Below are 21,995 nucleotides of genomic sequence, written 5' to 3'. Positions count from 1 at the left end.
CGGCGACTAGCTGGTGAACTCGAAGCGGGGGAAGGCGGTATCGCCGGCGTACCGCGCGGCGTCGCCCAGCTCCTCCTCGATGCGCAGCAGCTGGTTGTACTTCGCCACCCGCTCCGACCTCGCCGGGGCGCCGGTCTTGATCTGCCCCGAGCCCACCGCCACGGCCAGGTCGGCGATGGTGGTGTCCTCCGTCTCACCCGAGCGATGACTCATCATCGACTTGTAGCCGTTGTTGTGCGCCAACGCCACCGCATCCAGCGTCTCCGTCAGCGTGCCGATCTGATTGACCTTCACCAACAGCGCGTTCGCGGCACCCCGGGCGATGCCATCCTCCAGCCGCTCGGGGTTGGTGACAAACAGATCGTCGCCGACGAGCTGGATCTTGTCGCCGATCGCATCCGTCAGGTCGACCCACCCCTCCCAGTCGTCCTCCGAGAGCGGATCCTCGATCGAGACCAGCGGGAACTCACCGATCAGCTCGGCGTAGAACTCACCCATCTGCGCCGCGGTGAGCACCTTGCCCTCGAACTTGTACCCCTCAGGGCTGTAGAACTCCGTCGCCGCCACATCCAGCGCCAACGCCACGTCCGAGCCCAGCTTCAGCCCGGTCTTGCCGACGGCCTCCGAGATCAGCTCCAGCGCCTCCCGAGTGCCCGCGACCGACGGGGCGAAACCACCCTCATCGCCCAGGCCGGTGTTCAGCCCCTTGCTCTTGAGCACCGACTTGAGCGAGTGGTACACCTCGGTACCCCAGCGCAGCGACTCCTTGAACGTCTCCGCCCCGATCGGCGCGACCATGAACTCCTGCACATCCACACCGCTATCCGCATGCGCGCCGCCGTTGAGAATGTTCATCATCGGCACCGGCAGGATGTGCGCGTTCGGGCCACCCAGGTACCGGAACAGCGGCAGCGCCGCCGACTCGGCGGCGGCCTTCGACGCCGCCAGCGACACACCCAACAGGGCGTTCGCACCCAGGCGGCTCTTGTCCGGGGTGCCGTCCAGATCCAGCAGGGTCTGATCGATGATCCGCTGCTCGTCAGCGGGGATACCGATCACCTCAGGCGCGACGACATCCAGCACACCCTCGACGGCCTTCGTGACGCCCTTGCCGCCATACCGCTCGCCACCATCCCGCAGCTCCACGGCCTCGTGCTCACCGGTCGACGCACCCGACGGCACCGCCGCACGAGCGAAGCTGCCATCGGCCAGCACGATCTCCACCTCCACCGTCGGGTTACCACGGGAATCGAGGATCTCGCGGGCGCCTACCTGGATGATTTCGGACACGGTCTCTCCTTATGCACTGGCCGAGCTCGGGGGCAACTCAGGAGCCAGCCTAGTGCCCGGCACCCGCGACACGAAGCCCGGCGCGCACGAAGTCCCGATCACACTGATCGGATCCGCTCATACCTGGAGCCGACGGCGCTACCCTGCGGTCATGTCCGTCCCGGTGCTCGACCTCGCCCTCCTCGACACCGACCCCGCGCAGTTCGACGGTGCCGTCCGCGCCGCCGCGCACGACGTCGGCTTCTTCTACCTGACGGGCCACGGCCTGCCGCCGGAACGCATCGAGGAGGTGCTCGGCGTCGCCCGCGACTTCTTCGCGCTGCCGCAGGCCGAGAAGGACGCCATCGCGATGACGAACTCGCCGCACTTCCGCGGCTACACGCGCCTGGGCGGCGAGTTCACCCGCGGCGAGGTCGACTGGCGTGAGCAGATCGACCTGGGTCGGGAGGATCCGGCACCGTCGGGCCCGGGGCCGGACTACCGGAACCTGCTCGGCCCGAACCAGTGGCCGGAGCACCTGCCTGCGCTGCGCGCGGTGATGGAGCGGTGGGACGCGGACCTGTCGCGGATCTCGCTCGCGCTGCTGCGGGCGTGGGCCCGATCGCTCGGCGCCGATCCGCACGTCTTCGACGAGGCCTTCGCCGATCAGCCGGCGACGCTGATCAAGATCGTCCGCTACCCCGCGGGGACGGATTCCGAGCAGGGTGTGGGCGCCCACAAGGACTCGGGCGTGCTGACGCTCCTGCTCGTGGACCCCGCGTCGCAGGGCCTGCAGGTGCTGCCACCCGGCGCGGCCGAGTGGGTGGACGTGCCGCCGCTGCCCGGTGCCTTCATCGTCAACCTGGGCGAGATGCTGGAGGTGGGCACCGACGGCTACCTGCACGCCACCGAGCACCGGGTGCTGAACCGGAGCACCGGCGCCGACCGGATCTCGGTGCCCTATTTTTTCAACCCCTCCGTCACGGCGCGGATGCCGCATCTGCCACTCCCCGCGGACCTGCGGACGGGCGTCACCGTCGACCCGGACAATCCGATCTTCGACACCTACGGCGCGAACGCCTGGAAGAGCCGCCTGCGGGCGCACCCGGACGTCGCGGCGCGGCACTACCCGCAATCCGCTTCGTAACCCGACCGGCGTCCCTAGTGTGGGGACCATGACCGGCGCAGCCCCGCTCGTCCTCGTCTACAGCTCCAACGCGCGCCACCGCGCGGAGATCACCGCCGCCCTGGGCTCCCGCCCGGCCCCGGACAGACCCCCGATCACCGTCCTCGAGGTCGCGACCGCGCCCGCCGTCATCGCCCGGCTCGACGAGGGTGGGGTCGCCCTGGTCGTGCTCGACGGCGAAGCCGCCCCCGCGGGCGGGCTGGGCCTGGCCCGGCAGGTGCGCGACGAGATCGAGCCGTGCCCGCCCCTGCTGGTCATCACAGCCCGCCGCGCCGACGGCTGGTTGGCACGGTGGTCCCAAGCCGACGACTGGGTGAGCCATCCGCTGGACCCGTTCGAGTTGGCGGGCGCCGCCGGGCAGCTGCTCGCCACCGCGACGCTCTGAGAAACAGACACGCTCGCCCCAAAAGCCCACCCCGATCAAACGTTGGACATATAGTCGTGATGTAGCTCACAACTTCACTCAGGGGAACCTAACCGGTTCTGCTGACTGGGATTTCGCATACGCCGCGAAGGGAGCACCGCCGTGAACCTGTACGTGCCCATCCTGGTACTCGGGGCGATCGCGGCCGCCTTCGCGGTGTTCTCCGTGGGCGTCGCCCGGTTCGTCGGGCCGCGCCGGATCAATCGCGCGAAGCTCGAGGCCTACGAGTGCGGCATCGACCCCTCGCCCACGCCGGCCTCGGGCGGCGGCCGGTTCCCGGTGAAGTTCTACCTGACGGCCATGTTGTTCATCATCTTCGACATCGAGATCGTCTTCCTCTATCCGTGGGCGGTGCACTTCGACGTGCTGGGCACGTACGGCCTGCTCGCGATGGCGCTGTTCCTGGTGAACGTCACGGTCGCCTATGTCTACGAGTGGCGTCGAGGGGGACTGAGTTGGGACTAGAAGACAAGGTTCCCGGTGGTTTTCTGCTGACGACGCTCGAGGGCGTGGCGGGGTACGCGCGGAAGGGATCGCTGTGGCCGGCCACGTTCGGCCTGGCCTGCTGCGCCATCGAGATGATGGCCACCACCGGTCCCCGCTTCGACATCGCCCGGTTCGGCATGGAGGCCTTCCGCGCCTCGCCCCGGCAGGCCGACCTGATGATCGTCGCCGGCCGCGTCAGCCAGAAGATGGCGCCGGTGCTGCGGCAGGTGTACGACCAGATGGCGGAGCCGAAATGGGTCCTCGCCATGGGGGTCTGCGCCAGCTCGGGCGGCATGTTCAACAACTACGCCGTGGTGCAGGGCGTCGACCACGTGGTGCCCGTGGATATCTATCTGCCCGGTTGCCCGCCGCGCCCGGAGATGCTGCTCAACGCCCTGCTGGCCCTGCACGAGAAGGTCGCGGAGACGCCGATGGGCGTGAACCGCGAGGCCGCGCGCCGCGCAGCGGAGGAGGCCGCTCTCGCCGCGCGTCCCACCATCGAATTCAAGGGCCTGCTGCGATGACCGACTCCCCCGAGCTGCCCGAGCCCGGCCGGACCGACGAATCCGGCACCGTCGAACCCGCTGCGTCGCAGTCCGACGTCGTCCGCACGCGCACCGGCATGTTCAGCGGCGGCACCGGTGACACCTCCGGCTACGGGCGGATCAGCCGTCCGGTCGCGATGCCCGGGCCCGGCGAGGAGCCCCTGCCCGCGGGCTACGACGGGGTCGTCGCGGTCCTGCGGTCGGCGCTGGACCGGTCCGACGGTGCGTCCTCCGAGGAGGCCGTCCGCGCGGTGGTCGTGTTCCGCGGCGAGGTCACGCTGAGGGTGCCGCGCGAGCATGTGGTGGCGGTGGCGCGGCTGCTGCGCGACGAGCCCGCGCTGCGGTTCGAGATGTGTCTGGGCACCTCGGGCGTGCACTTCCCCGAGGACGCCGGCGCGGAACTGCGCGCGGTCACGCACCTGCAGTCGATCACGCACGGGCGCCGGCTGCGCCTCGAAACCTCCTGCCCCGACGCCGATCCGCACATCCCGTCGCTGTTCCCCGTCTACCCGACGACGGATTGGCACGAGCGGGAGACCTACGACTTCTTCGGCATCGTCTTCGACGGGCACCCCTCGCTCACCAGGATCGAGATGCCGGACGACTGGGAGGGTCACCCCCAGCGCAAGGACTACCCGCTGGGCGGGATCGGCGTCGAGTTCCACGGCGCCGAGGTCTCCGCGCCCGACACCCGGAGGTCGTACTCGTGACCACCGACTACACCGAGTTCACCGCCATGGGCTCCGACTGGGACGACATCGCCGCCGAGGCGATCGGCCAGGAGCGGATCGTGGTGAACATGGGCCCGCAGCACCCGTCGACGCACGGCGTGCTGCGCCTGATCCTCGAGCTCGACGGCGAGACGGTGACGGAGGCACGGTGCGGGATCGGCTTCCTGCACACCGGCATCGAGAAGAACCTCGAGTTCCGCACCTGGACGCAGGGCACCACCTTCGTCACCCGGATGGACTACCTGGCACCGCTGTTCAACGAGACCGCCTACTGCCTGGCCGTGGAGAAGCTGCTCGGCATCACCGAGGAGATCCCCGAGCGCGCGACGGTCATCCGCGTGCTGCTCATGGAACTCAACCGCGTCACGAGTCACCTCGTGGCGCTGGCCACGGGCGGCATGGAGCTGGGGGCGGTCTCCCCCATGCTGCGCGGCTTCGAGATCCGCGAGCAGATCCTGGACGTCTTCGAGACCATCACCGGACTGCGGATGAACCACGCCTACATCCGTCCCGGCGGCGTCGCGGCCGACCTGCCGGACGAGGCGATCCCACAGATCCGCGAGCTGCTGCGGACGCTGCCGCCGCAGCTGGCGTCCATGGCGTCGATGCTCACCGAGAACCCGATCTGGATCGCGCGCACCAAGAACATCGGCTACCTCGACCTCACCGGCTGCATGGCGCTGGGCATCACGGGCCCGGTACTGCGGTCGACGGGCCTGCCGCACGACCTGCGCCGCAGCGAACCGTATTGCGGCTACGAGGACTACGAGTTCGACGTGATCACCGACAGCGGCTGCGACTGCTACGGCCGCTATCTGATCCGGGTGCTGGAGATGACCCAGTCGCTGCGCATCGTCGAGCAGTGCCTGGACAAGCTGACGCCCGGGCCGGTGATGGTCGAGGACGCCCGGCTCGGCTGGCCCGCGGACCTGAAGGTCGGCCCCGACGGCCTTGGAAACTCGCGCGCTCACATCGCGGAGATCATGGGCGAGTCCATGGAGTCGCTGATCCACCACTTCAAGCTGGTGACCGAGGGCTTCGCGGTCCCCGCCGGACAGGTGGCCGTCTCCGTCGAGGCGCCGCGGGGCGAGCTCCTGGTGCACGCCGTGAGCGACGGCGGCACCCGCCCGTACCGCGTCCACTTCCGCGATCCGTCGTTCACGAATCTGCAGGCGGTGGCGGCGATGTGCGAGGGCGGCATGGTCTCCGACGTCATCGCGGCCGTGGCCAGCATCGACCCGGTGATGGGAGGGGTGGACCGATGAGCGAGCCCGTCTTCCTCGAGTTCGGCGCGCGGCCGCAGGAGAAGGTGCAGCTGTACCGGCCCGGTGCGCCCACCGCGTACCCCGCGGCCGTCGCGGAGCGCCTCGCCGCCGACGCCGCACAGCTCATCGCCCGGTACCCCGAGAAGCGGTCCGCGCTGCTGCCCCTGCTCCACCTGGTGCAGTCCGAGGACGGCTACATCACCCCCGCCGGCATCGAATTCTGCTCGGGCGCACTGGACCTCACCGCGGCCGAGGTGGTCTCCGTCGCCACCTTCTACTCGATGTACCGGCGCGGACCCACCGGCGAGTACCTGGTCGGCGTCTGCACCACCACCTTGTGCGCGGTCCTCGGCGGCGACGCGATCCTCTCCTCCCTGTGCGATCACCTCGGGATCGCCCCCGGCGGCACCACGGCCGACGGGCGGGTCACCGTCGAGCGGATCGAGTGCAACGCGGCGTGCGACTACGCCCCCGTCGTCATGGTCAACTGGGAGTTCTTCGACGACCAGACGGTGGCGAGCGCCCGCGACCTCGTCGACGCGCTGCGCTCCGGCCGGCCGCCGTCGCCGACGCGGGGCGCACCGCTCGTCTCCTTCCGCGAGACCGCCCGCCTGCTGGCCGGTTTCGATGACGCCCGGCCGGGCGCCGTGTCCGCCTCCGGTGCCGGCGGCGCCCCGACGATGGCCGGCCTGCAGGCCGTGCGGGAGGCGGAGTCATGACCGCGCACCTCACCCCCGTGCTCTCCGCCCGCTGGGGCGACCCCGAGCCCTGGACCCTCGCCTCCTACCGTGCGGCGGGCGGGTACGAGGGTCTCGACCGCGCGCTCGCGATGGCGCCCGACGACGTGATCGGGCTGGTGAAGGACGCGGGCCTGCGGGGCCGCGGCGGCGCCGGCTTCCCGACGGGCCTGAAGTGGAGCTTCATCCCCCAGCTGCGCGACGGCGAGGCCCCCAAGCCCGGCGCCGACAAGCCGCACTACCTCGTGGTGAACGCCGACGAATCCGAGCCCGGCACCTGCAAGGACATGCCGCTCATGTTCGCCACGCCGCACACGCTGATCGAGGGCGTCATCATCGCCTCGTACGCGATCCGAGCACGTCAGGCGTTCATCTACGTCCGCGGCGAGGTGCTGGGCGTGCAGCGACGGCTGCGCGCCGCCGTCGCCGAGGCGTACGCGGCGGGCTACCTCGGCAAGCCGATGGGCCCCAGCGGATTCAGCCTGGACCTCGTCGTTCACGGTGGCGCGGGCGCGTACATCTGCGGCGAGGAGACGGCGCTGCTGGACTCGTTGGAGGGCCGTCGCGGGCAGCCGCGGCTGCGGCCGCCCTTCCCCGCCGTCGCGGGTCTCTACGCCTCGCCGACGTGCGTGAACAACGTCGAGTCGATCGCCAGCGTGCCGGCGATCCTCGCCCGCGGCGCCGAGTGGTTCCGCACCATGGGCAGCGAGAAGTCGCCCGGGTTCACGCTGTACTCGGTCTCGGGGCACGTGGTGCGGCCCGGGCAGTACGAGGCGGCGCTCGGGGTCACGCTGCGCGAGATGCTGGAGCTCGCAGGCGGCGTGCGCCCCGGGCACGAGCTGAAGTTCTGGACGCCCGGCGGATCGTCGACGCCGCTGCTCACGGCGGAGCACCTCGACGTGCCGCTCGACTACGAGGGCGTGGCCGGCGCCGGATCGATGCTGGGCACCAAGGCCCTCCAGATCTTCGACGACACCGTCTGCGTCGTCCGGGCGGTGCTGCGCTGGCTGGAGTTCTACGCGCACGAGTCGTGCGGCAAGTGCACGCCGTGCCGCGAGGGTACCTACTGGCTGGTGCGGCTCCTGCGCCGGCTGGAGGAGGGCGAGGGACGCGTGGAGGACCTGGACACGCTCGCCGAGGTGGCCGACGGCGTGCTCGGCAAGGCCTTCTGCGCCTTGGGCGACGGTGCCGCCAGCCCCATCCAGAGCTCGCTGCAGTACTTCCGCGAGGAGTACGAACGGCACGTCGCCGAGGGCGGCTGCCCCTTCGACCCCGCGGCCTCGATGCGCGAGGCCCCGGTCCCGGGAGGTGCCCGATGACCGCCCCGGAGCCCGTGAAGGCCACCATCGACGGCATCGAGATCGAGGTCCCGCCGGGTACTCTCGTGATCCGCGCTGCCGAGGACCTCGGCATCGCCATCCCCCGGTTCTGCGATCACCCGCTGCTCGCACCCGCGGGCGCGTGCCGACAGTGCCTCGTGGACGTGGAGGGCCAGCGCAAGCCGCTGGCCTCGTGCACCACGACGGTGACCGACGGCATGATCGTGCGCACGCAGGCCACCTCCGCCGCCGCTGCCGGCGCGCAGCGCAGCGTGATGGAGCTGCTGCTCGTGAACCACCCGTTGGACTGCCCGGTGTGCGACAAGGGGGGCGAGTGCCCGCTGCAGAACCAGGCCATGTCCGCCGGCCGCGCCACGTCGCGCTTCCCGGCCGCCGACAAGCGCACGTACCCCAAGCCCATCCCGCTCTCGGCGGAGATCGTGCTCGACCGCGAGCGCTGCGTGCTGTGCGCCCGGTGCACCCGCTTCTCCGACGAGATCGCCGGCGACGACTTCATCGAACTCATGGATCGCGGTGCGCTGCAACAGGTGGGCGTCGCGGGCGATCAGCCGCTCGACTCGTACTTCTCCGGCAACACGGTGCAGATCTGCCCCGTCGGCGCGCTCACCAACACCTCCTACCGATTCCGGGCCCGCCCCTTCGACCTGACCTCCACCCCGTCGGCGTGCGAGCACTGCGCCAGCGGCTGCGACCTACGGGTGGACCACCGCCGCGGCGAGGTGCTGCGCCGCCTCGCCGGCGACGATCCCGCGGTCAACGAGGAGTGGAGCTGCGACAAGGGCCGCTGGGCCTTCGCCTACGCCGCGGCGCCGGATCGCCTGACCACGCCGCTGGTCCGCGGGGCCGACGGCACCCTCGTCTCCGCCTCGTGGCCGGAGGCGATCGCCGCCGCCGCAGAGGGGCTGACCGGCCGGGCCGCGGGCGTCCTCGCCGGCGGGCGCGGCACGGTCGAGGACCTGTACGCCTACTCCGCCTTCGCACGGATCGCCCTGCACACCAACGACATCGACTTCCGGGTCCGGCCGCACAGCGCGGAGGAGGCGGCGTTCCTGGCCTCCGGCGTGGTGGGCGGGGTGACCTACGCCGATCTCGAGGCGGCGCCGGTCGTGCTGCTCGCGGGTTTCGAGCCCGAGGAGGAGTCGCCCATCGTGCACCTGCGGCTGCGGAAGTCGGTGCGCGCCGGCAGCACCCGGGTGCTGTCGATCGCCCCGTTCGCCTCCCGCGGCCTGGGCCGCCTCGACGGCACACTCCTCGGGTGCGCCCCCGGCGGCGAGGCCGCCGCGCTCGCCGACCCCGACCTGGCGCAGCGGCTCTCCGTGCCCGGAGCGGTCATCCTCGTCGGCGAGCGACTCGCCGAGACCCCCGAGGCCCTCGCCGCGGCGGCGGCGCTCGCGGGCACCACCGGTGCCCGGCTGGCGTGGATCCCGCGCCGCGCGGGCGAGCCCGGCGCGATCGCGGCGGGGGCGCTGGCCGGGATGCTGCCCGGCGGCCGCCTCACCGCGAACTACGCCCACCGCATGGAGGTCGAGGCGCTGTGGGGCGTCACCCTTCCCGACGGCCCCGGCCGCGACACCGCCGGAATCCTCGCCGCCGCCGCGTCCGGCGACCTGCCCGCCCTGGTGTGCGGCGCGGTCGACATCGGCGATCTGCCCGACCCCGACGCCGCGCGCCGCGCCCTCGACGCCGCCTTCGTGGTGAGCCTCGAGCAGCGGGAGTCCGAGGTCACCGCCCGCGCCGACGTGGTGCTCCCCGTCGCCACCGTGACGCAGCGCGCGGGCACCTTCCGCAACTGGGAGGGCCGCGACCGCTCCTTCGCCGCGGCGCTCCCCTCGCCCGGCGCCCTCGCGGACGCGCGGGTCCTCGCCGTCCTCGCGCAGTCGATGCGCGCCGACCTCGGCTTCACCGACGCAGACGGTGCCGCCGCCGCGCTCCGCGCGCTGGGCTCGGTCCGGCCGCCGCGCCGCCCCGTCGCCGGGCGCCCCGGCACCGTCGCCGTCCCGGGCGACGGCGAGGCCCTGCTCGCGACGTGGCGACAGCTGCTCGACCTGGGTCGCGGACAGGACGGCGAGCCCGATCTGGCGGCGACGGCGCGGCGGCCCGTCGCGCGGATGTCCGCGGCCACCGCGACGGGGATCCTCGCCGCGGACGGCGCCGACGTGTCGATCTCGACCGACCGCGGCACGATCACCCTGCCGCTCCAGGTGACCGACATGCCCGACGGCGTGGTGTGGGTTCCCCGGAACTCGCCCGGCAGCACCGTCGGCGAGACGCTGGGGGTCGGCTGGGGCGCCGTGGTCGGGATCGGGGTGGCCCGATGATGCTCGCCCTCGGACCGCACGACCCCGTCGACCTCTCCGCGTTCGGCCGGGACCCGTGGTGGCTGATCCTGATCAAGGCCGTCGCGGTCTTCGCCTTCCTGGTCGTGACGGTGCTCGCCGCGATCCTCATCGAGCGCAAGGTGATGGCTCGGATGCAGCACCGGTACGGGCCGAACAGGGTGGGGCCCTTCGGCATCCTGCAGTCCCTCGCGGACGGCATCAAGCTGGCGCTCAAGGAGGGGATCACGCCCGCGGGCGTCGACAAGCCCGTGTACCTGCTGGCGCCTATCATCGCCACCATCCCGGCGTTCATGGCCTTCGCCGTGATCCCGTTCGGGCCGCAGGTGTCGGTGTTCGGGACGTGGACGCCGCTGCAGCTCACCGATCTTCCCGTCGCGGTGTTGTACGTCCTCGCGATCACCAGCATCGGCGTGTACGGCATCGTGTTGGCCGGCTGGTCCTCCGGCTCCACGTACCCGTTGCTCGGCGGCCTGCGTTCCACGGCCCAGGTGATCAGCTACGAGGTCGCGATGGGCCTGAGCTTCGCCGCCGTCTTCCTGTACGCGGGCACGATGGCCACGTCGGGCATCGTCGGGCGGCAGGAGGGCACCTGGTACGTCTTCCTGCTGCTGCCCTCGTTCGTCGTGTACGTGGTCTCGATGGTCGGCGAGACGAACCGCGCGCCCTTCGACCTGCCCGAGGCCGAGGGCGAGCTGGTGGGCGGCTTCCACACCGAGTACAGCTCGCTGAAGTTCGCGATGTTCATGCTCGCGGAGTACGTGAACATGACCACGGTCTCGGCGCTCGCCACCACCTTGTTCCTCGGCGGCTGGCACGCGCCGTGGCCGCTGAACATGTGGGAGGGCGCGAATTCCGGCTGGTGGCCGGTGATCTGGTTCGTGGGCAAGGTGTGGTGTTTCCTGTTCGCCTTCATCTGGCTGCGCACCACGCTGCCGCGGCTGCGCTACGACCAGTTCATGCGGTTCGGCTGGCAGCTGCTGATCCCGACCGCGCTGGCCTGGGTGCTGGTCGCCGGCGCGGTGCAGGCGTGGGCCCTCGCCGGGCACTCGACGACGGTGCTGGCGCCCGTCGTCTCGCTGCTCTTCACCCTCGCCGTGCTCGCCGTCCTGGTGGCGCGGCACCGTCGGCAGAAGGCCCCCGAGCCCGGCCCCGATCCCGAGACCTTCTCGCTGCCCTTCGATCCGATGGCCGGCGGCTTCCCCGTGCCGCCCATGCCGGGCCAGTACCTGTCCGAGCCCGCCCGACGTGCCCTGCCGCGCGAGGCCGAAGCGAAGGAGGCGTCCCATGGCTGATCCCCTCGGCCTCGCCGGATTCGGCGTGACCCTACGGACCATGTTCACCAAGCCGGTCACGGAGAACTACCCGGAGGAGCCCTCGCCCACCGCCGGCCGGTATCACGGGCGGCACCAACTGAACCGGTACGCCGACGGGCTGGAGAAGTGCATCGGCTGCGAGCTGTGCGCGTGGAGCTGCCCCGCGGACGCGATCTACGTGGAGGGCGCCGACAACACCGAGGAGGAGCGGTACTCCCCCGGCGAGCGCTACGGCCGGACCTATCAGATCAACTACCTGCGGTGCATCGGCTGCGGCCTGTGCGTGGAGGCCTGCCCGACGCGCGCGCTCACCATGACGAACGACTACGAGATGGCCGACCGCGATCGCGGCGCGCTGATCTACGACAAGGACGATCTGCTCGCCCCGCTGCACGAGGGTGAGGTGCCGCCGCCGCACGCGATGCGCGAGGGCCTCACCGCCACCGACTACTACAAGGGGGCGGTGGACGAATGACCGGGGAGGAGTGGGCGTTCTGGATCGTCGCGGTGCCCGCGGTGGTCTTCGCCCTGGGCGTCGTGCTGGCCTCCAAGGCCGTCTACTCGGCCCTGTGCCTGGCCGCCACCATGATCCTGCTCGCGATCCTCTACATCTCCCAGTGCGCGACCTTCCTCGGCGTCGTGCAGATCGTGGTCTACACCGGCGCCGTGATGATGCTTTTCCTCTTCGTGGTCATGCTGGTGGGCGTCGACTCCTCGGACTCCCTCGTCGAGACCCTGCGCGGGCACCGGATCGGCGCCGCCGTCGCGGGTCTCGCCTTCGGAATGCTGCTCATCGGCCTCGTGGCCCGGGCCTCGCTCCGGGACGTCGGCGCCGGGGCCGCGCAGGGAGCGGGATCGGGCGAGTACCCGCCGAACTCCGTGGAGGCCCTGGCCGACACCGTCTTCGTCCGCTACCTGTGGGCCTTCGAGCTCACCGCCGCGCTGCTGATCACCGCCACGCTGGGCGCGATGATCCTCGCCCACCGGGAGAAGCTCGCCACCGCGCTCAGCCAGCGCGAGCAGTCGATCCGCCGGTTCCGCGAGGGCCGCCGCGCCACGCCGCTGCCCAACCCCGGCGTCTACGCGCTGGGCAACGCCGTCGACCTGCCCGGTCGGCTGCCCGACGGGTCGCCCGCGCTCGACTCCGTGAACCACACGCTGACACCGCGCGTGCCGGGCGAGCGGCGGGCGCTCCCCGACCGCGCCCCGTCGCTCGACGACGACGTTCCGCACGCGCTCCGCGACGAGGAGGTGACGCCGTGAACCCGCACCTCTACCTGTACCTCGCCGCGCTGCTGTTCGCGATCGGCTCCGCCGGGGTGCTGCTGCGCCGCAACGCCATCGTGGTGTTCATGTGCGTGGAGCTGATGCTCAACGCCGCGAACCTCGCGCTCGTCACCGCGGGCCGCATGCACGCCGTGCCGCACGGACAGGTGCTCGCCTTCTTCACCATGGTGGTGGCCGCCGCCGAGGTAGTGGTGGGCCTGGCGATCATCATCGCGATCTTCCGGGTCCGCAAGTCCGTGTCCGTCGACGAGCCGCACCTGCTGAGGCGGTGACCGGTGACCGTACTCGTCGCGGCTCTGCCGCTGATCCCCCTCGCCGGAGCGGCGGTGCTGCTGCTCGGCGGGCGCCGGACGAACGCCTGGGGGCACCTGTTCGGGACCGCGGTCGCGGCGCTGTCCTTCGCGGTCGCGGCCGTCGCCTTCGGCCTGCTCCTGGCCCGGGACGGCGCGGACAGGTCGGTGGGCACCGTTCTCTACCACTGGTTCTCGGGCGGCGACCTCTCGGTGGACCTGGCCTTCCGGCTCGACCAACTGTCGGTGTGCTTCGCGCTGCTGATCACGGGCGTCGGCACGCTGATCCACGTCTACTCGATCGGCTACATGGAGGCCGATCCGGGCCGGCGACGGTTCTTCGGCTACCTCAACCTGTTCCTGGGCGCGATGCTGGTGCTGGTCCTCGCGGACGACCTCGTGGTGCTCTACCTCGGTTGGGAGGGCGTGGGTCTCGCGTCCTACCTGCTCATCGGCTTCTGGCAGCACAAGCCCTCGGCCGCGACCGCCGCGCGGAAGGCCTTCATCGTCAACCGCGTCGGCGACATGGGCCTCGCGCTCGCGGTCGCGGTCACCCTCATGACCTTCGGCACCACCACGTTCGGCGAGTTCCTCCCCCGGTCCGGTGAGGCCGGCGAGGGCGTGCTCACCTGGCTCGGGCTGCTGCTCCTGCTGGCGGCCTGCGCCAAATCGGCGCAGGTACCGCTGCAGAGCTGGCTCGGCGACGCGATGGAGGGCCCCACCCCCGTCTCCGCCCTCATCCACGCCGCGACGATGGTCACCGCGGGCGTCTACCTGATCGTGCGCACCGGCCCCGTCTTCGAGGCGGCACCGGTGGCGCAGGGCGTCGTGCTCGCCGTCGGCGCGGTGACGCTGCTCTTCGGCGCCGTGATCGGCTGCGCGAAGGACGACATCAAGAAGGCCCTCGCAGCGTCGACCATGAGCCAGATCGGCTACATGGTGCTCGCCGCCGGGCTCGGTCCCGCGGGTTACGCCCTGGCGATCGCGCACCTGTTGGCGCACGGCTGCTTCAAGGCCGGTCTCTTCCTGGGCGCGGGCTCGGTGATGCACGGGATGAACGATGAGACGGACATGCGCCGGTACGGCGGCCTGGCGAAGGTCATGCCGGTCACCGCGGTCACCTTCGGCCTGGGCTACCTCGCGATCATCGGCGTCCCGCCGCTGTCGGGCTTCTTCACCAAGGACGGGATCATCGAGGCCGCGCTGGGCCGCGGCGGATTCCAGGGCGCCGTGCTGGGCGGCGCCGCGATCCTCGGCGCGGGGATCACGGGCTTCTACATGACGAGGGTGATGGTGCTGACCTTCTTCGGCGCGCGCCGCTGGCGCGAGGGCACGCATCCGCACGAGTCGCCGCGGGTGATGACGGCGCCCATGGTCGTGCTGGCGCTGGGCAGCGTCGGCGCGGGCGCGCTCCTGGTGATCGGCGGCACGCTGTCCGACTTCCTCGCGCCCGCCGTCGGATCCGCGCCCGAGGCGCACCACGCGATCCCCGCCTGGGCGGTCACACTGCTGGTCCTCGGCGCCGTCGCGATCGGCGTCGCGGTGGCGGTCCGCCTGACGCGGACGGTGCCCGTGGAGGCACCGTCGGCGGTGAGCGCCCTGACGCGCGCGGCCCGGCAGGACCTGTACGGCGACGCCCTCAACGAGGCCGTCTTCATGCGCCCCGGACAGGCCGCCACGGAGGCGTTGCTCGTGGCCGAGCGCAAGGGCATCGACGGTGCGGTCGACGCGATCCCCGCCGGAGTGCACCTCGGCTCGCTCCTGCTGCGGCGCTCGCAGACCGGGTACGCGCGCAGCTACGCGCTGGCCATGCTGGCCGGGACGGCGGTGCTCATCGGCGCCGCGGCGGTGTGGCTCTCATGAGCGGGCCGTGGCTGACGCTGCTGTGGGCGGCGCCCGCGGTCGGTGCCGTCGCCGCCGCGGCCGTGCCCCGCGCCGCGCGGTGGATCGGGCTGGCGGCCGCGCTCGTAGCGCTGCTGATCGGCATCGGTCTGGCGTTCGCCTTCGACCCCGCGGGCGGCTTCCAGTTCGTCGAATCGCATTCCTGGATACCGTCCTTCGGCGCGGGCTACCGCCTCGGGCTCGACGGCACCGGGCTGGTGCTGGTGCTGCTCACCACCGCCCTGCTGCCGGTCCTGCTGCTCGCCGCCTGGCGCGAGACCGCGCCGGAGAGCGAACGCGCCGGCACCTACGTCGCGCTCACCCTCGCGGTCGAGGCGATGGTGCTCGTCAGCTTCGTCACCACCGACGTGCTGCTGTTCTACCTGGTCTTCGAGGCCATGCTGATCCCGCTGTACTTCCTCCTGGCCGGGTTCGGCGGCACGGGAAGCGATGCCGCGGTCCGCACGCACGCCGCCGTGAAGTTCCTGCTCTACAACCTCGCCGGCGGGCTCGTGATGCTGGCCGCCGTGGTCGGGCTGTACGCCGCGTCCGGCACCTTCGACCTGCGCGCGCTGCTCGACGGTGCGCGGCCCGGCCCCGGCATCGCGCAGGACCTGATGTTCCTGGGATTCCTGTTCGCCTTCGCGGTGAAGGCGCCGCTGTGGCCGCTGCACACCTGGCTGCCGGGCGCGGCGGTGCAGACGAATCCCCCGACGGCCGTGCTGATGATGGCGATCGTCGACAAGGTGGGCACCTTCGCGATGCTGCGCTACTGCCTCACACTGTTCCCCGACGCGGCGGCCCGCTTCGCGCCGTGGGTCGCGGCGCTCGCGGTGATCGGCATCGTCTACGGCGCGATCCTCGCGATCGGGCAGTCCGACGTGATGTCGCTCATCGCGTACACGTCGATCAGCCACTTCGGCTTCATCATCCTCGGCGTCTTCGCGCGCACCGGCGACTCGCAGGCCGGTTCGGTGCTCTACATGGTCAACCACGGCGTCGCGACGGCGGCGCTGTTCCTCACCGCAGGGGTCCTGGTGGCGCGCCGTGGGAGTCGCCGGATCGGCGATTTCGGCGGCGCCTGGTCGCGGGCGCCGAAGCTGGGCGCGATCTTCCTCATCGCGGGCCTGGCGACCCTCTCGCTGCCGGGCCTCGGCCCCTTCGTCTCCGAGCTCCTGGTGGTGGTCGGCACCTACCCGCGGTGGGCGGTCGCCGCGATCGTCGCGGTGGTCGCGCTGGTGCTGTCGGCGATGTACGTGCTGTGGACCTACCAGCGCATGTTCACGGGGCCCGTGCCGGAGGAGGTGGAGCGCACCGTCGACGACGCACGGCCGCGCGAGCTGCTCGTGCTCGTGCCGCTGGTCGTCGCCCTGTTCGTGCTGGGCTTCTTCCCCGCTCCCGCGCTGGACGCGATCAACCCGTCGGTCTCGCCCACTGTCGCGGAGGTCGCCCGATGAACCCGTCGATCGAGTACGCGCAGATCGCGCCGGCGCTCATCGTCTTCGTGGCCGCGATCGTCGGCGTGATGGTCGAGTCGTTCGCGCCCGCGGCGCTCCGCGCCCGGGTGCACGCGGTGCTCGGCGGGGGCGCCGTGCTGGCTGCGCTGATCGCCGTGGCGGTGCTCGCGGACACCGGCGAGCGCCCGCGCGCGGTACTGGCGGGCGCGGTCGCGGACGACGGCCTCTCCCTCGCGCTGCAGGGGCTGCTCCTGATCTCGACGCTCCCGGCGCTCGCGCTGATGGTGGCGCGCTACGACTCGCTGACGCACACCGAGGCGGTGCCGCTGACGCTGTTCGCGCTCGGCGGCATGCTGGCCTTCGTCTCGGCGCAGGACTGGCTGACGCTGTTCGTCGCGCTCGAGGTCTTCTCGCTGCCGCTGTACCTGCTGTGCGCGTTGGCGAAACGGCGCGGGCTGCTGCCGCTCGAGGCGGCGCTGAAGTATTTCCTGCTGGGCGCGTTCAGCTCGGCGATCCTCCTGTTCGGCATCGCCCTGCGCTTCGCGGCGACCGGCTCCACGTCGATCGCGGCGGTCCCGCAGGACGCGGTGTTCGGCACCCTCGGGGCCGCACTGATCGGCGTGGGCCTGCTGTTCAAGGCCGGCGCCGTGCCCTTCCACTCCTGGGTTCCCGACGTCTACCAGGGCGCGCCGACGCCCGTGACCGCGTTCATGGCGGCGGCGACGAAGATCGCGGCGTTCGGCGTGATCGTGCGGCTCACCCTGGTCGCCTTCCGGGACGTGCCGTGGCGTCCGGTGATCGCGGCGGTCGCCGTGGTCACCGTCGTCGTGGGTTCGGTCATCGCGGTCACGCAGTCGGACGTCAAGCGCCTGCTCGCCTATTCGGCGATCGCGCACACGGGCTTCCTGCTCATCGGCGTCTTCGCGGGGACGGTCCGCGGCACGGGCGCGGTCTGCTTCTACCTCGCGGTGTACGGGCTCAGCACGGTCGGCGGGTTCGCGGTGGCCGCCGCCGTCCGCGAGACGCGGGCCGACGGCACGACCGCGGAGGTGGCCGACCTGGACCGGTGGGCCGGGCTGGGCCGGACCCGCCCGCTCCTCGCGGGTGCCATGGCCCTGTTCCTGCTCTCCTTCGCCGGAATCCCCCTGACAGGCGGTTTCGCGGGCAAGTTCGCGGTGTTCACGGCGGCCGCACAGCGCGGCGGAGGATGGCTGGTCGTGGTCGGCGTGCTCGCCAGCGCGCTGGCCGCGGTCTTCTACATCCGGGTCCTGATGACGATGTACTTCGCGCCCGCCCACGAGTTCGCGCCCGACGTTCCCCGGGTGGATCCGCTCACCGGTTTCGCGATCGCGCTCGGTGTGGTGGCCGTGGTCGCGCTGGGCGTCTTCCCACAGCCCCTGCTGGACCTGTTCGCCGATCTCACGGTGTTCACCGGGCGGTAAGTAGAATCGTCACTCATGAGTGACAAGCCGCTTCCGTTCAGCAACGGCCTGCAGTTGAAGCCGATGGGTGCCGTCCTGCTGCTGGTGCTCGGCGTACTGATCTGGCGGCTGACCGATGCCACCACGACGACGGCACGGGTGCTGTACGTCGCGGCCATCGTCTTCGAGCTGCTGTTCTTCGTGGGCCTGATCTTCGCGAGCCGGTTCATCAAGAAGCAGCACGACCGGGCCGAGGCCGCGTACCGGGCGCAGGTGGCCGCGCAGGCCGAGGCCGCGCGCAAGCCCGCCGACGACGCCGACGATGCCGCGCCCGAGCCCGGCGCGACGGACACACCGTGACCTCCTCCGCCAAGCCGAATCGCGCGCCCGGCGCGCCGGCGCGGAAGCGGATGCCCGCGGCCGAGCGCCGCAACCAGCTGGTCGACACCGCGCGCTCGGTGTTCGCCGACCGCGGCTACGAGGCGGCGACCATCGAGGAGGTCGCGTCGAAGGCCGGCGTCTCCAAGCCCGTTGTCTACGAGCACTTCGGCGGCAAGGAGGGCCTCTACGCGGTGGTCGTGGACCGCGAGATGGAGATGGTCCTCGAGGTCTTCTCCCGGGCACTGCTCGAGGACCGCTCCAAGACGCGGATCGAGCAGATCACCCTCGCACTGCTCACGTACGTCGAGGAGCGGGCCGACGGTTTCCGGATCCTCACCCGTAACAGCTCGGCGGAGCACACCGGCGGCTACTCGACGCTGCTCAACGACCTGGTCAGCCAGGTCGAGATCCACCTCGAGAGCGAGTTCGAGAACAAGAACCTCGACCCCGAGCTGGCCCCGCTCTACGCGCAGGCACTCGTCGGCATGGTCGCCATGACCGCGCAGTGGTGGCTGGAGGTGCGCAACCCGCCCAAGGAGGCGGTGGCCGCCCACATCGTGAACCTCTCCTGGTACGGCCTCATCGGCCTCAAGGAGAACCCCGTCGCCATCGAGCCGAGCCAGCTGGGCGAGCCCGACGGCACCGTCGAGCCCGCCCCCGGCGACTGACTACCTGGGCCCGGCCCCGATCGGCGCGCCGACCAGCGAGGCGAGGACGGTACCGATCGCCTGGCCGAAGGTGCCGATCGCCGCGGGCTCGAGCCCGCTGCTGAAGACGTTCCGGATGTCGCAGCCCGACGGTGCCGGACCGGTCGAGTCCATCCGCTGCTTGAGCCAGTCGAACGCGCCGCCCGCGCCGGTCACCACGACGGTGCCGTGGGTGGTCATGAGCTGCTTGACCGGGTTCGGCGGGAACTCCTCGCGGCGGTAGGTCACGGACGCGCCGCCCTTGCAGTACGAGTCCACGAGCTTGTCGGTCCCCGTGATCGGGGCGACCTCCTCGGTGATGCCGTTGTAGACGTAGGCGGGCACCGTCGGGACCCGGCCGCTCACGCCGCGCTCGCGAATGGTCTTGGCGATGATCGGAATCCGCAGCACCTCGTCGACCGGCTTGGTGAGCATCCGGTTGTAGTCGAACCACAGGTTGGCCACGACGTTCTGCGGCATGCAGTGCCGGCGGGTCTCGTTCACGCGTGCCCGGCCCTCGGGGGTGAGCACCTTGTCGAGGGCGCCGCGGAACTCCTCTGAGTCCTTGCCGAGCGCGGAGAGGGCGAGCGGGATGAGGCCCGCGAGCAGCGAGGTGTTCACGGCCTTGAGCGAGGCCGCGAGGTCGCGCTCCGGCGCACCGAAGGCGGCGCCGCGGATGTTGAGCTCGGGCGCGTAGGTCGGGTGCTCCTCGATGGTCCAGCTGCTGGCGATCGCGCCGCCCGAGTAGCCCCACAGCGTGACGGGGGTCTTCGCGTTCAGTCCGAGGCGGGAGAAGTTCTCCACCGCCCGGATGCCGTCCAGCACGGCCCATCCCGGCTGGCGCGGGGTGAGGAAGCGGTCGTCGCCGCCGCCGTGGTCGGGCATAGCGACGGCCCAGCCCTCCTGCACGCCGAGGCCGGCGAACAGCAGCTCCGCGGCGGGCATACCGAACGTGAGCGGGCCCTCCTTTGCGGCCAGGTCGATGGGGCCGCCCTTGGTGGTCGAGTACGAGGACTGGCAGATGCGCAGCGTCGAGTCCGCAGCCGCCTGGTAGGAGAGCAGCTTGGTGGGCTTCTTGCCGCGCGGCACCATCACGGTGGTGACGCTGAGGTCGGGCTCGCCGTTCATGCCCGTGGTCCGGTAGGCGAGCTGCCAGGCGTCCACGTTGAGGGGCATCACCTGCAGCGAGCGGATCGACGTGGTGCGGGTGCGCACGATCTCGCCGGGCTTGAGTGACGCCAGGTCCGCGGGGCGGTCGTAGAAGGCGTCGGCGGGCGGTGCCGGTTCGACGAGGGGCGGCAGCGCCCGGGCGCTCGGGGCCGTCGCGATCCCGGTCGCGATCACGAGGACGGCGCCGATCAGCGCCGCGAGGACACGCGATCCCATCCGGAACGCTGATGTTTCATTCACCATAAGAAGGAACTTAAAGTGACCCCCGTCACCTGTCAAGGGGTGCTGTGACTCAGCTCAGGCGGCGCTCGAGGTGGACCGTGATCGCGTCGCCCTCCTCCTTGCCGATCTCGCGGCGGATCTTCGCGGCGACCGGGAGCTTGTGCGTCCCGTCGCCGAGGGCCATGAAGGAGCTGGTGAACGGGACCCCGTCCATGGTCCCGGAGACCTTGACGAGGCCACGGGTGCCGAAGAACTCGGCGGACCCGTCGAGCACGACGTACGTCCACCCGCCCTTGGCCTCGCTCCGCCGGAGCACGGCGGTGAAGGTGGTGTCGAGCGGACCTGCGGTGGCGGACATGGCGTTTCCCTTCGATCAGTGGAGAAGGCCCAGCGCGACGGCGATGAGCACGAGCTTGAGGAGCCAGTCGCCCGCGTGGATCGCCGCGGTCTGCCACGGCACGCGCTCCCAGATGATCGATCCGGTGAGCAGCACGACGGGGAACGCGACCCAGAGCACGAGGGCGAGCGAGAGGGAGGCCGGAAGGGAGAGGAGACCGGCCCAGTCGGCGACCCAGGCGAATCCCGCCGCGACCACGGCCGTGCGGACAAGTTCCGCGGCGACCTTCGCCGGCCCGGGCTTCCCGCGGTCGAGCGCCCGCTCCCCGAGCGCCCGCTGCTCCACCGGAGAGAGGAGCGCGTAGTAGACGGAGCTGAGCACGAATGCCGCGAACGCGGCGACGGCGATACCTGCGACGATCATGACGTCCTCCTTTTAGTACTAATGAGTACCCTACGCCCGCATCTGAGTACTGTCCAGTACTATTTCGGCATGAACACCGCACAGGGCACACCCCGGCTCCGCGGCCGCCCGGGCGGCCGCAGCGGCGCCGACCTGCTCGCCGTCGCGCGGGACCTGCTCCTCGACCGCGGCTTCGCGGGCACGACGATGGACGCCGTCGCCGCCGGTGCCCGCATCTCCAAGCAGACCCTCTACCGGCAGTACCCGTCGAAGGACGACCTGTACGCGGCCGTCGTCCGGGATTGGGTGGACCGCGGCCGCGACGCGATGCGGCCGCACCTCGACGCACTCATCGCGACCGACGACGCCGCCCGCGGGCTGCGCGCCCTCGCCGGCACGCTGCAGGCGGGCGTCCTCAGCGGCCCCGTCCTGCGGATGCGCGCCCTGGTCGCGGCCGAGGCGGAGCGCTTCCCCGAGGTCGCCGACGACTACGTGCGGCGCAGCTGGGATCGCAATCAGGAGCTCCTCGCCGGCGCCTTCGCACGCCTGGCCGCCCGCGGCCTGCTGCGCATCGACGATCCCGCCGCCGCGGCCGAGCAGTTCACCTGGCTCGTCCTGGCGGCGCCGCTCAACCGGCTCACCCTCACCGGCGGCCGGTCGCGCCCTACGCAGCAGGAATCGGACGCCGTCGCCGACGAGGCGGTCGCCACGTTCCTGGCCCGCCACGCGCCGGCCGGCGCCGGTGCCTGATCGGGCGCTCGGGCCCGTCGGCGCGTGTCGGACCGCGCCAATACACTGGATCGGTGCCTGACGCCGCCCCCTCCCC

At 71.5% G+C, this 21,995-nt stretch carries 23 protein-coding genes; 19 read left to right on the top strand and 4 right to left on the bottom strand.

Translation table 11 applies throughout. The annotated features are described in order from the left end of the window. Nucleotides 1–6: 6 nt before the first annotated feature. The gene (eno, locus tag LB823_RS05795; RefSeq protein WP_224645816.1) at nucleotides 7–1,290 is read right to left on the bottom strand and encodes a phosphopyruvate hydratase; all 1,284 of its coding nucleotides are present in this window, start codon (nucleotides 1,288–1,290) and stop codon (nucleotides 7–9) included. A gap of 151 nt (nucleotides 1,291–1,441) precedes the next feature. On the opposite strand from eno, the gene LB823_RS05790 reads away from it, so the two are divergent. The 18 genes from LB823_RS05790 to LB823_RS05705 all read left to right on the top strand — a co-directional run bounded on the left by LB823_RS05790 (nucleotide 1,442) and on the right by LB823_RS05705 (nucleotide 19,020). Next, nucleotides 1,442–2,416 carry an isopenicillin N synthase family oxygenase gene (locus tag LB823_RS05790; protein ID WP_224645815.1) on the top strand — a complete coding sequence of 325 codons (975 nt, stop codon included), beginning with the start codon at nucleotides 1,442–1,444 and terminating at the stop codon, nucleotides 2,414–2,416. A 28-nt stretch (nucleotides 2,417–2,444) separates the two neighbouring features. After that, nucleotides 2,445–2,840, top strand: a complete 396-nt coding sequence (locus LB823_RS05785; protein ID WP_224645814.1) for a hypothetical protein — start codon at nucleotides 2,445–2,447, stop codon at nucleotides 2,838–2,840. Between the two features lie 141 nt (nucleotides 2,841–2,981). After that, entirely contained in the window at nucleotides 2,982–3,344 is a 363-nt protein-coding gene (locus LB823_RS05780; RefSeq protein ID WP_068524392.1) for an NADH-quinone oxidoreductase subunit A, read from the top strand. Further along, nucleotides 3,335–3,889 carry an NADH-quinone oxidoreductase subunit B family protein gene (locus LB823_RS05775; RefSeq protein WP_224645813.1) on the top strand — a complete coding sequence of 185 codons (555 nt, stop codon included), beginning with the start codon at nucleotides 3,335–3,337 and terminating at the stop codon, nucleotides 3,887–3,889. Before LB823_RS05780 ends, LB823_RS05775 begins: the two co-directional genes overlap by 10 nt. Next, nucleotides 3,886–4,620: an NADH-quinone oxidoreductase subunit C gene (locus LB823_RS05770; RefSeq protein WP_224645812.1), complete on the top strand. Its 735-nt coding sequence runs from the start codon at nucleotides 3,886–3,888 to the stop codon at nucleotides 4,618–4,620. The genes LB823_RS05775 and LB823_RS05770 overlap by 4 nt, the downstream gene beginning before the upstream one ends. Before the next feature lie 26 nt (nucleotides 4,621–4,646). Beyond that, nucleotides 4,647–5,906 carry an NADH-quinone oxidoreductase subunit D gene (locus tag LB823_RS05765; protein WP_224645921.1) on the top strand — a complete coding sequence of 420 codons (1,260 nt, stop codon included), beginning with the start codon at nucleotides 4,647–4,649 and terminating at the stop codon, nucleotides 5,904–5,906. Next, nucleotides 5,903–6,625, top strand: coding sequence for an NADH-quinone oxidoreductase subunit NuoE (gene nuoE / locus LB823_RS05760; protein WP_224645811.1), 723 nt, complete (start codon nucleotides 5,903–5,905; stop codon nucleotides 6,623–6,625). The genes LB823_RS05765 and nuoE overlap by 4 nt, the downstream gene beginning before the upstream one ends. Then, entirely contained in the window at nucleotides 6,622–7,962 is a 1,341-nt protein-coding gene (nuoF, locus tag LB823_RS05755) for an NADH-quinone oxidoreductase subunit NuoF (protein ID WP_224645810.1), read from the top strand. The genes nuoE and nuoF overlap by 4 nt, the downstream gene beginning before the upstream one ends. Then, complete coding sequence (locus tag LB823_RS05750; protein ID WP_224645809.1) at nucleotides 7,959–10,301, top strand: NADH-quinone oxidoreductase subunit G; 2,343 nt, start codon at nucleotides 7,959–7,961, stop codon at nucleotides 10,299–10,301. Before nuoF ends, LB823_RS05750 begins: the two co-directional genes overlap by 4 nt. Continuing rightward, nucleotides 10,298–11,614, top strand: a complete 1,317-nt coding sequence (gene nuoH, locus LB823_RS05745) for an NADH-quinone oxidoreductase subunit NuoH (RefSeq protein WP_224645808.1) — start codon at nucleotides 10,298–10,300, stop codon at nucleotides 11,612–11,614. The genes LB823_RS05750 and nuoH overlap by 4 nt, the downstream gene beginning before the upstream one ends. After that, the gene (gene nuoI / locus LB823_RS05740; RefSeq protein WP_224645807.1) at nucleotides 11,607–12,110 is read left to right on the top strand and encodes an NADH-quinone oxidoreductase subunit NuoI; all 504 of its coding nucleotides are present in this window, start codon (nucleotides 11,607–11,609) and stop codon (nucleotides 12,108–12,110) included. Before nuoH ends, nuoI begins: the two co-directional genes overlap by 8 nt. Next, the gene (locus LB823_RS05735) at nucleotides 12,107–12,898 is read left to right on the top strand and encodes an NADH-quinone oxidoreductase subunit J (protein WP_224645806.1); all 792 of its coding nucleotides are present in this window, start codon (nucleotides 12,107–12,109) and stop codon (nucleotides 12,896–12,898) included. Before nuoI ends, LB823_RS05735 begins: the two co-directional genes overlap by 4 nt. After that, entirely contained in the window at nucleotides 12,895–13,194 is a 300-nt protein-coding gene (gene nuoK, locus LB823_RS05730) for an NADH-quinone oxidoreductase subunit NuoK (protein ID WP_068741024.1), read from the top strand. The genes LB823_RS05735 and nuoK overlap by 4 nt, the downstream gene beginning before the upstream one ends. 3 nt (nucleotides 13,195–13,197) lie before the next feature. Further along, nucleotides 13,198–15,075 carry an NADH-quinone oxidoreductase subunit L gene (nuoL, locus tag LB823_RS05725; RefSeq protein WP_224645805.1) on the top strand — a complete coding sequence of 626 codons (1,878 nt, stop codon included), beginning with the start codon at nucleotides 13,198–13,200 and terminating at the stop codon, nucleotides 15,073–15,075. Beyond that, entirely contained in the window at nucleotides 15,072–16,550 is a 1,479-nt protein-coding gene (locus tag LB823_RS05720; protein ID WP_224645804.1) for an NADH-quinone oxidoreductase subunit M, read from the top strand. The genes nuoL and LB823_RS05720 overlap by 4 nt, the downstream gene beginning before the upstream one ends. After that, nucleotides 16,547–17,992, top strand: coding sequence for an NADH-quinone oxidoreductase subunit NuoN (gene nuoN, locus LB823_RS05715; RefSeq protein WP_224645803.1), 1,446 nt, complete (start codon nucleotides 16,547–16,549; stop codon nucleotides 17,990–17,992). The genes LB823_RS05720 and nuoN overlap by 4 nt, the downstream gene beginning before the upstream one ends. A gap of 15 nt (nucleotides 17,993–18,007) precedes the next feature. Then, nucleotides 18,008–18,331 (top strand): hypothetical protein, encoded by a 324-nt coding sequence (locus tag LB823_RS05710; RefSeq protein ID WP_224645802.1) that lies wholly within the window; start codon nucleotides 18,008–18,010, stop codon nucleotides 18,329–18,331. Further along, the gene (locus tag LB823_RS05705) at nucleotides 18,328–19,020 is read left to right on the top strand and encodes a TetR family transcriptional regulator (RefSeq protein ID WP_374201278.1); all 693 of its coding nucleotides are present in this window, start codon (nucleotides 18,328–18,330) and stop codon (nucleotides 19,018–19,020) included. Before LB823_RS05710 ends, LB823_RS05705 begins: the two co-directional genes overlap by 4 nt. Here the strand turns inward: LB823_RS05705 and LB823_RS05700 are convergent, their stop codons facing one another. The 3 genes from LB823_RS05700 to LB823_RS05690 form a co-directional block, all read right to left on the bottom strand. Next, complete coding sequence (locus LB823_RS05700; RefSeq protein ID WP_224645801.1) at nucleotides 19,021–20,424, bottom strand: lipase family protein; 1,404 nt, start codon at nucleotides 20,422–20,424, stop codon at nucleotides 19,021–19,023. A 76-nt stretch (nucleotides 20,425–20,500) separates the two neighbouring features. Further along, complete coding sequence (locus LB823_RS05695; RefSeq protein WP_224645800.1) at nucleotides 20,501–20,788, bottom strand: DUF1905 domain-containing protein; 288 nt, start codon at nucleotides 20,786–20,788, stop codon at nucleotides 20,501–20,503. A gap of 15 nt (nucleotides 20,789–20,803) precedes the next feature. Next, entirely contained in the window at nucleotides 20,804–21,190 is a 387-nt protein-coding gene (locus LB823_RS05690) for a DUF1761 domain-containing protein (protein ID WP_224645799.1), read from the bottom strand. Nucleotides 21,191–21,259: 69 nt separating this feature from the next. Between LB823_RS05690 and LB823_RS05685 the strand changes: the two genes are divergently transcribed. After that, complete coding sequence (locus tag LB823_RS05685; protein ID WP_224645798.1) at nucleotides 21,260–21,919, top strand: TetR/AcrR family transcriptional regulator; 660 nt, start codon at nucleotides 21,260–21,262, stop codon at nucleotides 21,917–21,919. The last annotated feature ends 76 nt before the right edge of the window (nucleotides 21,920–21,995 follow it).

It is taken from the genome of Tsukamurella sp. M9C, assembly GCF_020169415.1.
Lineage (GTDB): Bacteria > Actinomycetota > Actinomycetes > Mycobacteriales > Mycobacteriaceae > Tsukamurella.
This window is presented reverse-complemented; position numbering and strand designations above follow the sequence as displayed.